Consider the following 11,922-nt stretch of genomic DNA (forward strand, 5'->3'; position numbering starts at 1 on the left):
ATCGGTCCACAGCCCCTCGCCGACGATGTTGCGGCTCAGATAGAGTTCCTGGTCGAAATCGATGAAGAAGGCGGTCAACTCGCCACTCAGGGCATCGCCTTCGTAGTGGGTGCCGATTTCGTAGGTCTTTGCCTTTTCCGGGTGCAGGCCATCCGTGGTTGACGCCAAGTGGCTGTATTGCTGCGGCCCGAAGGAAACCCCGGCATTGGCAAAGACGCTCCAGACGTCGTTGACCTGATAGGCAACGGAGAGTGTGGGGAGAAGCTCGTTGGCATCGATTTCAGGTGATCGTTTGCCTGTCACCACGCCGCCGGCAAGATCCGTGACCGTATTGTCGGTGCTGATCATCTCGTAGCGGATGCCGGGCGTGATCGTCCAGTTTCCGATACCGATCTTGTCGTCGATGTAGACGGCATGCGCCGTCGTTCCGCCCTCGCTCGTCTGGTAGGTGTTCATCGGCAGGTCGTATGGATCGATACCGGAAGCGCGCGTGTAAAAGCCTGTCCGCGCAGCGACTTCGGAGCTCTCCTCCCAGAGATAGCGATAGCCGACGGTCACTTCGTGCGTGGTGTCTCCGAGCTCGAAAAGGCGCGAGTAGCGTGGCTCGATGCCGAAATACTCGTAGTCGCGCGGGGCGGAGGTCAGGCGGTATCGGCCCGCATTGCTACCGGTGCCCTGCTGTTCGACGTGACTTCCACGGAAGGAGTTCACGTAGTAGCCGAGAACTTCGAAATTGTTCTCGCCGTCGTCGTGCTGATAGCGAAGCGAGATGTCGTTGCGGCGTCCACTGAACTCGTCGTAGCGACGCGTCGACTGGAAGGGGTCCTCGGCATATTCGGCGGTCGTCAGGCCGCCGGGCATGCGGCCCTCGCCGCTATAGTGGTGATACTGGAGGCCGATCGTATCGGTATCGGACAGCTCGTACTTGCCCTTGAGGATGAGGTCGTCGATGTCCGTGCGATCGTTGCCGTCGCGGTAGCCTTCACCGTGAATGCCGGAGTAAAGCAGTGCCGCTCCGAGCCCGTCGTCATTGGTGCCGCCGACAAGCAGGCTGGGCGTCGCCTTGACGCCGCCATTGGCCTCGGCGCCGGACGAGATCCGGGCGGTGAATTCATCCGGGATCGGGTGCGTGACGAAGTTGATGATCCCGCCGACATTCTGCGGCCCGTAGCGGACGGAGCCGGCACCACGCACGACGTCGATCGCCTCGACATTGCCGAGCGTCAGGGGAAACAGCGACAGCTGCGGCTGGCCGTAGGGCGCATAAGACAGTGGAACACCATCCATCAGCACGGTCGAGCGCGGAGAAAGCCGGGAGGTCAGACCACGCACACCGAGGTTCAGCGAAACGTCGCTGCCGCCGGTTCCGCTGCTTTCCTGCACCTGTACGCCCGGGATCTGGTTGAGCGCATCGCGAACGTCCATCGCGCCGCGCTCCTCGAACTCCTCTTTGTCGACGATCGTGCGGGCGCCGGGATGCTTCAGCATCTTCTCCTTGTTGGGTTCTTCCAGCCAGTTGCCGGTGACGGTGATGGCCTCGAGTTGCGTTGCGCTCCCCTTGGTCGCCTCCTGGGCAAAACCCTGGACCGGAATGATTGCAGCGGAAGCCAGCAGCACTGGCCTGATAAAGTTGCGATTGCGAAACATCGGTCCCCCGATTGAAAAGAACGTGCCGACACCGCGCGCGACGATCCTTCGCGCAGGGGCTGAGACTTCAGAAATGGAGTGATGACGCGCTGCGAGCTTCGGCCACATTGGCGGCCGAGATCTCTGCAAGCGCTAGCGTCTGGGATTTCGGAGATTTTTCATTCGCAGCCCCCGTCAGGCAAAGCAGAAGACCGCGACGATTGCGGTCATGTCGGAGCTACTACATTATTGAAGTGCACACTTCAACAAAACATTACCATCGTACTCATATTTTTTAGAGGCGCCAAATTTAGATGGTTGGCACGCCGCTACGGCAGCCGCCCCCGCAGATCGGCGAGGCGTTCTCGCGTCTCCAAGGCGCGTCCCTGGTTACGAGCGGCGATGCCATAGGCGAGCATGTCCGAGACGACGATCGCCCCGAGCGTCCAGCTCGCGAGCCCCGTCGCGGATCCGACACAGGTGAGGACGGCCGAGACTTTTTCCCGGTAGAGGTCCGTCAACTGTACGCCGCAGACCATCACCACGCGACAGCCGAGCTTTTCGGCATGATCGACGACGAGCCTGAGCTCTGGCGTCTCGCGCGCCGTGTGGAAGAGCACGATGACGTCGCCGGCGCGCAGGTCGATCAGTTCGTTTGCGAGGGAAAAGCCTGAAGAACCGGTATGGCGCGTGCGCAGCCCCACGCGGCTCAGCGCAATCGCACAGTGCCGCGCCTCCACTTCCGATCGGCCGATCCCCATGCACCACACCGTATCGGCCTGATCGAGGAGTTGTGTCGCCAGGGAGAGCTGGGCAACATCCAGCTTCTCCTCACAGGAATCCATGATCTCGTGTACCGTGGAGAAAACCCGCTTCTTGATGGCGACGATATCATCGCCGGTCGCACGAAAACGCTGCGACAGACGCTCGGTGGTGGGCACACTCTTTGCCATGGCCCGGCTGCACAGTCTCTTCAGCTCCGGCAGTCCACTGAATCCGAGCCGTCGTGCGGCCCGGATAACCGTCGCATCGCTGGTGCCACTCCTGGCCGCAATATCCTCGGCATTCTGGAAAACGAGCTCGTCGATCGGCGTTGCCAGGAGATACTCGGCAACCGCAAGCTCAGAACGGCTAAGCTTGCTCTTGTGCCGCTGGAATCGATCTTGAAGCGTGTTCTGTCCGTCCAAAGCCGTATGCATCCCGTTGTTGTCGTTGTTGAGGAGCCCGGAACGTCTGTCGCGATTCGCCAATTCATCGAATCGCCGGCTCTCAGGTTCTTCCCTACCGGCTCTACTTCTAGCAGCACACACTCAACGAAGTCACCGGTCTACGGGTTCTCGTGGCTGAACACGACCGACCTTTGCGGTCGCCGGCACGGCGACCTGCCGCCGCCTCCGGGAGCCGCGTCCGTCAATGGCGATCGCAGCATCAGCCCGCCTTCAGCGCGGCCTCGATGGTCGCGAAGATCGTCTCGATCTCATCCTCGCCGATGGTTAGCGGCGGCGACAGCACGATCGTGTTTGCCACCGGACGAACGAGCACGCCATGTTCGAAGCAATGCTCGTAGACTTTCCTGGCCAGCGCCTTGCCGCTGACCGGATCCTCCCCAAGTTCGATGCCGGCAAGCAGGCCGAGGTTGCGGATGTCGACGACCCCTGGAAGACCCTTGAGGCTGTGGGCGCATGCTTGCCAATGCGGCTCAAGCCGCGCCGCCCTTTCGAACAGGCCTTCGGAAACATAGACATCGAGCGAGGCGAGGCCGGCCGCCGCTGCCAGCGGATGGCCGGAATAGGTGTAGCCGTGCGACAGTTCGACAGCACCCGAGGCCGCTTTCCCGGTGACCGCGTCATAGACGGCGCTCGAGGCGATCACGCCGCCCATCGGAACCGCACCGTTGGTCATGCCTTTCGCGACCATCAGGAGATCGGGTATGATCCCGAAGCGATCGGCCGCAAAGGGCCGGCCAAGCCGCCCGAAGCCGGTGACGACCTCATCGAAGATCAAGAGGATGCCATGGCGTGAGCAGAGTTCACGCAGCCGTTCGAGGTAGCCGACCGGGGGCACCAACACGCCGGTCGAACCGGCGACAGGTTCGACGATGACGGCTGCGATCGTCGAAGCGTCGTAGGTCGCGATCATCTGCTCAAGCGCATCGGCAAGTTCCGCACCGTGGCGAGGCTGACCGAGGCTGAAGGCATTCCTTGCCGGATCGTGCGTGTGCGGCAGGTGAACGGCACCGGGCAAGAGCATGCCGAACTGCTTCTTGTGCGGCCCCATTCCAGCTGCCGACAGGCCCCCGAAGCCAACACCATGATAGCCGCGCTGGCGCCCGACGATGCGCTGGCGCTGCCCCTCTCCCCGTGCGTGATGATAGGCAAGCGCGATCTTGATCGCCGTATCGGCGGCTTCGGAACCCGAGTTGGTAAAGAACACATGGTTCATGCCCGCCGGAGCGATCGACGTCAGCCGATTGGCATACTCAAAGACCAGCGGATGCCCGAGGCCGAACGAGGAGGCGAAGTCGAGCCGCGCCGCCTGCTTCTGGACCGCCTCGACAATCCGCGGATGACCATGCCCAGCGTTGACGCACCAGAGACCGGCAATGGCGTCGAGCAGACGATGGCCGTTGCTGGTGAAGTAATAGAGCCCCTCGGCATGCGAGATCAGCGCCGCATTCGCCTTGAAATCCCGGTTTGCCGTGAACGGCATCCAATAGGCATCCAGGCTGTTCGGTCCGGGCGTGGTGAGCGTATCCATGTGATTGGGCCTTCAGTTGTCAGATCGTCGAGCAGGCGCACCGACAGGGCGCGCCGGCAGGCCTTCAGGCGGCGATTTCATCCCGGTAGGTCGGGTAGCTCTTGAAGCTCGGATTGTCGGCCGGCAGCACCGCGAGTTCCATTTCACCGGCCGCCGGCCGCATCACGATGGTCGCGACCGTCGCCGAGACATGGCCGCGGGACGAGCGATGTGGCGGACGGCAGACGGCGTAGGGGTAACCAAACTTGTCGGCAAGTGCGGCCTTGACCTCGGTGACCCCGATCTTGTCGGACTTTTCGAGAATGCGGCGAACGCGCCAATCGCGGTAGAAACTGTCCGACCAGCTTGAATGGGCGTGCTCGCGCAATTTCAGAAGCGCCGTCTGGCTCTGCCAATGGTTGGCGTGCACGATGAGATCGTTTTCCGGATAGATGTTGAACGCTTCGTCCGGCGCGCATTCGAAGCTGACGGCAAAGCCATCCTTGTGGCTGACGATGATGTTGTTCGACGCCGACTTCCTCGTTCCGGCCACGGCGCGCATCGCCATCGCCAAATGTTCCTGCTGCAGAACCATGCGCCGGATCAGCGCCAGCGGCACGCCATCACCGTTAAAGTCGCGATCGCTCTCGAGATAGTTGGCCGTGACGGCAATGCCCTGGTCGTTCATGCCGCTGCGCGCGAGGCCGCCGGCCTCGGTGAAGGTCTGGTAGGACGGACCTTGATCAGGCTTGACGCGCAGGACGATGGCCGTCTCCGCGCATTCTGCCATCCAGTCCCAGTTCTGCGCGTGCACGAGTTCGCCCGTGGCGCTGCGCTCAGGCAGGACGACGACACCGGTACAGCCGTCGCCCGAATGTTCGGCCCTCGCCGCCTGTGTCCTTCGCGCCCTTGCAAGGATCTCGGTGCGGGCATTGATCAGCACGACGTGCTCGAACGGCAAGTCAGCACCCTCAGCGATACCCTTCATCTCCACCACGAAGTTTGGGTCAAATGCCTCGATGAGCGGCACATAGCCGGCAACGATCGATTTCAGGTCGTCGGTAAGGACCCCGAGCGTCGCAAGCCGGCCGGCGTAGAGTTCGACACTGCGACGCACTCGGTCCTTCGCCTGCTGACCATACTGACGGCCCCGCTCGGATGGAGCTCCTGCGATCGAAACGAACGGAAATGGCGCCACGGTCATCTGTCTTCTCTTTCACTCATTGTTGCGTTTTGTAGACTTAAAATGCACTATCGCAAGCAATTGTCCAGAGGAAATCGAACAGCTATGTCAGAAGCACATCCCAAAGACCGACCAGACCCTGGAGCCAGTTGATGAGCACGGAAAGCAGCCCGAGCGCATTGCAGATCGACATTGCCCGGCAGATCCTGCTCCAGGCGCAAAAGGAAGGCTGGCGGGCCGGCCATCCGATCGTGGAGAAGACCCTGGCAACAATGTTCGGCGTATCGCGCACGCCGATGCGGGCCGCCCTCGAGATTCTTGCGACCAAGGAGCTGGTGCGCCTCATCCCCAACAAGGGTTTTGTCGCCGCCACCGATCTCGGCACCGACACCTACATCGAGACGTTCAGCGAGAGCGAAACGGAACGCCTCAAGCAGCAGATCCTGCGCGACCGCTCTGTTGGCACCATTCCACAGGAAGTGTCGGAAAACGAATTGACGGAACGATACGGCATTGCACGCGGCACAATCCGCAAGGCGTTGACACAACTATCCTCGCAAGGCCTCATTCACCGCCAGCGCGGCCACGGATGGGCGTTTGTCGATTCGCTCGACAGCGCAGAAAGCCTGGCGGAAAGCTACCGTTTTCGCATCGCGATCGAGCTTGCAGGCCTCGCCGAACCGAACTACCGCGCCGATCCGGATGCGCTCAAGGCCCTCATTGCCGAACACGAAAACATGCTCGACCAGATCAATGCCGCCGGCAGCATCAGCCGCGACAGCTGGTTGAAGCTGAACGCCTCCTTCCACGAGACACTGGCAGCCTGGTCCGGAAACCGCTTCATCCTACAATCCGTGCGCATGCAGAACGACCTCAGGCTGCTGCGCGAGTCCTCGGTATTCGATCGGCTCCGGCCCGAGCGCATGGAGCGGTCGCTGAAGGAGCACATCCAGATCCTCACTTATATCGGTTCCGGTGAGATCGAGTTCGCGCAGCTTGCGCTCCGGCGCCACCTTGAATCGACGCTGCAGAAGGTCGAGGACCGCATCCGCAGCGAAAGATAACGCCTTCCGAGAGCGCATTTGCCTCCTCATTTGCAGAGGCGGAAAAGCTTTGCGATTTTTTGTATTGCATTATGAGCAAACAAAAGGCACAGTTCACTCAACCGGAAAAACCGGACAGACCGCAAAGAGGAGAACTGAGGTGAACCGTAGACAGAGACTGGCCGCGTCGGCCGCAGCAATAGCGCTGACCTTGGCCTGCGGCCCGGCGGCAGCCGAAACGCTGAAGATCGCGCTCAATGCCGACATCCGCAGCCTCGACCCGGGCGTCAACCGAGACGCCAACAGCGACGCCGTCGTGTTGCACATGGTCGAGGGTCTCGTCGCATACGGCGAGGACGCTTCGGTAAAGCCGCTGCTCGCCAAGGAGGTCGCTGTCTCGGACGACGACCTGACCTACACCTTCACGCTCAGGGATGGCGTCAAGTTCCATAACGGCAACGTGCTCACTTCGGCCGACGTCGTCTGGAACTGGAACCGCTACATGGACGAAGCCACGAAATGGCGATGCCGCAACGACTTTGCCGAGGGTGGCGCCGCCCATGTCGTATCGGTCACGGCACCCGACGATAAAACCGTCGTCTTCAAGCTCGAAAAGCCGAACGCTCTTTTTCAGGCAACGCTTGCCAGAACCGACTGCGGCATGACCGGCATTCTCGATAAGTCATCGTTCAATGCCGACGGCTCGTTCAATGTGCCTGTCGGCACCGGTCCCTTCCGCTACAAGGAATGGCGTAAGGGCGAATTCATCGACCTGGAAGCCTTTGCCGACTACGCGGTGCGAAGCGAAGAAAAGCGGGACGGCTACACCGGCGCCAAGCGTCCGCTTGTCGAGGCCGTCCGCTTCGCCGTCATTCCCGACCGCTCCTCGGCAAAAGCTGCGCTGCTCAATGGCGACATCGATATCGTGCCGGACGTTCCCTATGCCGATGTCGAGGAATTCAAGCAGAACGCCGATACCGCCGTTTCGCTGGCGACCAATCCCGGCATCGTCGCGCTCCTGTTGCAGACACGCGATCCCTTGCTCAAGGACATGCGCATCCGCAAGGCGATCGCCATGGCTCTCGACACCAAGAGCATGGTCGAGGGAATCACGCTCGGCCTCGGTAAGGCCAACAACTCGCTGATACCGCCGACCTCAAAGTACCATTCGCCGGCCCAGACCCAGGGCTACAGCTACGATCCCGAGGCGGCAAAGGCGCTGCTGCGGGAAGCTGGTTACAACGGCCAACCGATCAAGCTCATCGCCAATACGCGGTACTCCAACACCTACGACGCGGCAATCGTGGCGCAGGCAATGCTGCAACAGGTCGGCATTACCGCTGAACTCGAAGTGCTGGAATGGGCGGCACAGCTCGACCGGTATCAGAGCGGCAACTATACGGCGATGGTGTTCCCCTATTCGGGACGCTACGACCCCGCGCTGACCATGGACTCCGTCATGGGCAACAAGGACAAGGAGCCGCGCAAGGTCTGGGACGATCCGGACGCACAGGCCATGCTCGCCGACGCCGTGCGTTATTCCGACCCGGCCAAGCGCCAGGAGATCTTCGACAAGCTGCACGCGCGCTTCCTGGAAACCGTGCCCTTCATCATGCTCTATAACGGGCTCGAGGCGTCGGCCTACCAGAAACACGTCCAGAACTACGCGGCTTCGATCTTTTCCATGCCCAGGGCATGGGAAGTTACGATCGCCGAGTAAGAAGGTCCGGTCGAGATGCTGCGCTTCATCCTGTCGCGAATAGGAATGGCCGTTCCAACGGTCTTCCTCGTCGCCGTCGTCGTCTTCTTCCTGATCCGTCTCGTTCCCGGTGATCCGGCCGCGCTCCTGCTTGGAGACATGGCTTCGCCCGAGAGCGTCGCCGCCCTGCGGTCGGATCTCGGCCTGGACAAGAACATCCTGACGCAGTTTGCGATCTGGTTGACCAACGTGTTCCAGGGCGATCTCGGGACGTCGATCACGACGAAGGAGCCGGTGGCCCATCTCGTCATCGAACGTTTCAAAGTGAGCGCCGGCATCGTCCTCGTTGCCGTCGCCCTTGCCTCGCTGGCTGCGGTCCCCGCCGGGTTCATTGCCGCACTCCGGCAGAACTCGAAGCTTGATCTGACGCTCGTATCCGTTGCGGCCTTGCTCTTGTCGATCCCGACCTTCTGGCTCGGCCTCGTCATCCTGCTCATCTTCGGCCTCAAGCTCGGCTGGTTGCCGGTGGTCGGCTACGTATCGGTCGCCGAAGACCCGAGCCGGGGACTGCTTTACGTGTTGATGCCGATCCTCACCCTGTTCCTGCACGAGATCGGCGTGCTACTGCGCATGGCGCGCGCCTCGGCGCTCGAAGTCCTAAGGCTCGACTACATTACCCATGCGCGTGCCAAGGGCCTTCCCGAGCGCACCGTGCTGTGGCGACACGTGTTTCCCAACGCCTTTGCGCCGACGCTGACGCTGATCGGCCTGGTTCTCGGCAACATGCTGGGCGGCATCGCCGTCGTCGAAACCGTGTTCACCATTCCCGGCCTCGGACGACTTCTGGTCGATGCGATCTTCGGCCGTGACTATCCGGTGATCCAGGGATGCCTGCTGTTCATCGCCGTCATCTACGTGCTGGTCAATCTGATCGTCGACCTCTGCTATCCGCTCTTCGATCCGCGAGTGAAAATCACATGAAGACCCTTTCTGCCAATGCGATGGTTGGCGGCCTGTTCGTCGGCGCCTTCGTGATCGCAGCCTGTATCGGTTCGGTCTGGACACCCTACGATCCGATGGCGCTCGACATGAAGGCGCGCCTGGCGGGACCGTCGATCCAGCACCTGCTCGGCGCCGACGAGTTCGGGCGCGACGTGCTCAGTCGTCTGATGCTCGGTGCCTCGGCAAGCGGCATCGTCAGTCTCGCGACCGTTGCGATTGCGACCATTCTCGGCACCGCGCTGGGCTCGATATCAGGTTATCTCGGCGGATGGACCGATCGTGTGCTTGTGGCCGTCACAAACGCCCTGCTCGCTTTCCCCGGCATCCTGCTTGCACTCGGCCTGCTCGCGATCTTCGGCGCCAACAAATACGGCATCGTGCTGGCGCTCGGCATCGCCTATACGCCTTCGGTCGCCCGGATCGTGCGCGGTACCGTGCTGTCGCTCAGGGAGCGCGAATTCATCGATGCCTCGCGTGTATCAGGTGATTCCGAGATGTACACGCTGCTTCGCCACATCCTGCCCAATTGCCTCGCCCCTTTGACGGTTCTGTCGACATCGATGTTCGGCTGGACCCTGCTTTCGGAGAGCGCTCTTTCCTTCCTCGGCCTCGGTGTACCCCCACCAGCGCCGACCTGGGGCAACATGCTGGCCGCTGCCCGCCCTTACCTCGCCCAGGCCGCCTGGCTTGCGATCTTCCCGGGCCTTTGCATCTCGATCGTGCTGCTCGGCATCAATCTCCTCGGCGACGCGCTGCGGGATCGGCTCGATCCGAAAATGAGAGGCATGCAATGAACACGCCAACCCTCCTCACGGTCGACCGGCTGGTGCTCGGCGCCACGGCCGTCGCCACCCAGGTCGTCAGCGGCGTCAGCCTGACGCTTCGCCGCGGCGAGCGCATCGGCATCGTCGGTGAATCCGGCTCCGGCAAGTCGATGCTGATGCGTGCCGTCATCGGGCTGCTTCCAGCCGGAATCTCGAAGCTCGGCGGCAGCGTCCGTTTCGAGGATCGCGACATGGGAGATCTTCAGCCTGAAGACCTGCGCAAGTTGCGTGGCAAGGGCATAGGCCTCATCTTCCAGGAGCCGATGACCTCGCTCAACCCTGCACTCACAATCGGCCGGCAACTTGAGGAAGGTCTGGCGCTGCACACCGCAATGGACGCCAACGAACGCCAGGCAGCAATCCTTGCGATGTTGAGACGTGTCGGCATTGCCGATCCCGACGCCGCCGTTCGCGCCTTTCCGCACGAGTTTTCAGGCGGCATGCGCCAGCGCATCATGATCGCCTCCGTCATGTTGCTGGAGCCTGCGCTGTTGATCGCCGACGAGCCGACGACCGCGCTCGATGCGGTCGTCCAGCGAGAGGTGCTGGAACTGCTGCATGCCCTGGTCGAAGAGAAAGGCACCGCAATGGTGCTCATCAGCCACGACATGGCGATGGTCGCCCAATACACCGATCGCGTGCTGGTCATGCAGAAGGGCGTGTGCGTCGAGGAGGGAGCGACCAGCGAACTGTTGCGCGCCCCGCGCCACGAATACACCCGGAAACTTTTGTCCGCCCTTCCTCGCCGCGCGCCGGCGCGCGCGGTCGCGCCAAGCGCTCCACTCGCCAGCGTCAGGAACATGAAACTTGCCTATGGAAGCGGCAGCAGCGCCAAGGCAGTGCTGCACGGCATCGATCTGGACATCCATCCCGGCGAGATAGTCGCGCTGGTCGGGGGATCAGGCTCCGGCAAGACGACGCTTGGCCGCATCATCGCAGGGCTGCTGCAACCGAACGAAGGCACGTTGACCTTCCGCGGCCAGGCCGTGAACCGGAAGAGCGGCGGCTACGCCGATTACCGAGCGAATTGCCAGATGGTGTTTCAGGATCCCTACTCCTCGCTCGATCCCAGGATGCGCGTACGCGAGATCGTCGCGGCGCCGCTCCGGCACGAAAAATCGATGCGGTCGGCCGAGCGCCGCCAGCGGGTGGACGAAGTCTTGAGCGAGGTCGGACTCGGTCCGCAATTCGCCGACCGTTTTCCGCATCAGCTCTCGGGCGGACAAAGGCAACGTGTCGCCATCGCCCGTGCGCTCGCTCGCCGGCCGGATCTCGTCATCGCCGACGAAGCGGTCTCGGCTCTCGACATGACCGTAAAGGCCCAGATCCTCAAACTGTTGTCGCAGTTGCAGGAACAGCAGGGATTTGCATGCCTTTTCATCTCGCACGACCTTGGCGTGGTCGAACAGATCGCCGATCGCGTCGTGGTAATGCATCGCGGCGTCATCGAGGAACAGGGCAGCCGTGACGAAATCTTCGACCGGCCGACGTCATCCTACACGAAGAAGCTCCTGTCGGCGGTTCCCATGCTTACTCCGGCTGACGGCGGTGGCATCGACCTCGTCTGGCGAGCGGCTTAGCTCAGGCGTTGAGCAGTAGCGGACGGCGCAGCATCGGCTGCCTTGCTGTTGCGCCGCCACTGTTGGCGATCAGGAATGCCCGGCAAGGCCCACCGGCCCGATCATGCCACCTCGCGCAATCGACGCGATGAACATCATTCAGCAAAGGCTACCCCATGGCGCATTATCCGGACATTCTCCTTCACATCGACGGCACCTGGCGCGCTGCGCGCTCCGGCAAGAGCATTCC

The 11,922-nt window shown here is 62.0% G+C and carries 9 protein-coding genes; 5 read left to right on the forward strand and 4 right to left on the reverse strand.

The window, feature by feature from the left end:
• The 4 genes from VGO04_RS31420 to VGO04_RS31435 form a co-directional block, all read right to left on the reverse strand.
• Positions 1-1,647: TonB-dependent siderophore receptor (locus VGO04_RS31420; protein ID WP_327499908.1), on the reverse strand; the 1,647-nt coding region annotated here is incomplete at its 3' end.
• 308 nt (positions 1,648-1,955) lie between these two features.
• Positions 1,956-2,876 (reverse strand): MurR/RpiR family transcriptional regulator, encoded by a 921-nt coding sequence (locus tag VGO04_RS31425; protein ID WP_327499909.1) that lies wholly within the window; start codon positions 2,874-2,876, stop codon positions 1,956-1,958.
• Between the two features lie 178 nt (positions 2,877-3,054).
• Positions 3,055-4,383 carry an aminotransferase class III-fold pyridoxal phosphate-dependent enzyme gene (locus tag VGO04_RS31430; RefSeq protein WP_327499910.1) on the reverse strand — a complete coding sequence of 443 codons (1,329 nt, stop codon included), beginning with the start codon at positions 4,381-4,383 and terminating at the stop codon, positions 3,055-3,057.
• Between the two features lie 64 nt (positions 4,384-4,447).
• The gene (locus VGO04_RS31435; RefSeq protein WP_327499911.1) at positions 4,448-5,566 is read right to left on the reverse strand and encodes a C45 family peptidase; all 1,119 of its coding nucleotides are present in this window, start codon (positions 5,564-5,566) and stop codon (positions 4,448-4,450) included.
• 131 nt (positions 5,567-5,697) lie between these two features.
• Here VGO04_RS31435 and VGO04_RS31440 point away from each other — a divergent pair, with 131 nt between their 5' ends.
• The 5 genes from VGO04_RS31440 (at position 5,698) to VGO04_RS31460 (ending at position 11,693) form a co-directional block, all read left to right on the forward strand.
• Positions 5,698-6,609: a GntR family transcriptional regulator gene (locus tag VGO04_RS31440; RefSeq protein WP_327499912.1), complete on the forward strand. Its 912-nt coding sequence runs from the start codon at positions 5,698-5,700 to the stop codon at positions 6,607-6,609.
• 139 nt (positions 6,610-6,748) lie between these two features.
• A complete protein-coding gene (locus VGO04_RS31445) occupies positions 6,749-8,308 on the forward strand; it encodes an ABC transporter substrate-binding protein (RefSeq protein ID WP_327499913.1) in 1,560 nt (519 codons plus the stop codon).
• Between the two features lie 15 nt (positions 8,309-8,323).
• On the forward strand, positions 8,324-9,268 hold the full coding sequence (locus tag VGO04_RS31450) for an ABC transporter permease (protein WP_077965505.1): 945 nt from the start codon (positions 8,324-8,326) through the stop codon (positions 9,266-9,268).
• On the forward strand, positions 9,265-10,083 hold the full coding sequence (locus VGO04_RS31455) for an ABC transporter permease (protein WP_327499914.1): 819 nt from the start codon (positions 9,265-9,267) through the stop codon (positions 10,081-10,083). The genes VGO04_RS31450 and VGO04_RS31455 overlap by 4 nt, the downstream gene beginning before the upstream one ends.
• The gene (locus VGO04_RS31460) at positions 10,080-11,693 is read left to right on the forward strand and encodes an ABC transporter ATP-binding protein (protein ID WP_327499915.1); all 1,614 of its coding nucleotides are present in this window, start codon (positions 10,080-10,082) and stop codon (positions 11,691-11,693) included. Before VGO04_RS31455 ends, VGO04_RS31460 begins: the two co-directional genes overlap by 4 nt.
• Positions 11,694-11,922: the final 229 nt, after the last annotated feature.

The sequence above is a fragment of the Ensifer sp. genome (assembly GCF_035999185.1).
Taxonomy (GTDB): domain Bacteria; phylum Pseudomonadota; class Alphaproteobacteria; order Rhizobiales; family Rhizobiaceae; genus Ensifer.

Coding starts and splice junctions, on each gene's coding strand:
- VGO04_RS31430 (WP_327499910.1), bottom strand. CDS start 4,383: ATGGATACGCTCACCACGCCCGGACCGAACAGCCTGGATGCCTATTGG.
- VGO04_RS31455 (WP_327499914.1), top strand. CDS start 9,265: ATGAAGACCCTTTCTGCCAATGCGATGGTTGGCGGCCTGTTCGTCGGC.
- VGO04_RS31435 (WP_327499911.1), bottom strand. CDS start 5,566: ATGACCGTGGCGCCATTTCCGTTCGTTTCGATCGCAGGAGCTCCATCC.
- VGO04_RS31440 (WP_327499912.1), top strand. CDS start 5,698: ATGAGCACGGAAAGCAGCCCGAGCGCATTGCAGATCGACATTGCCCGG.
- VGO04_RS31460 (WP_327499915.1), top strand. CDS start 10,080: ATGAACACGCCAACCCTCCTCACGGTCGACCGGCTGGTGCTCGGCGCC.
- VGO04_RS31450 (WP_077965505.1), top strand. CDS start 8,324: ATGCTGCGCTTCATCCTGTCGCGAATAGGAATGGCCGTTCCAACGGTC.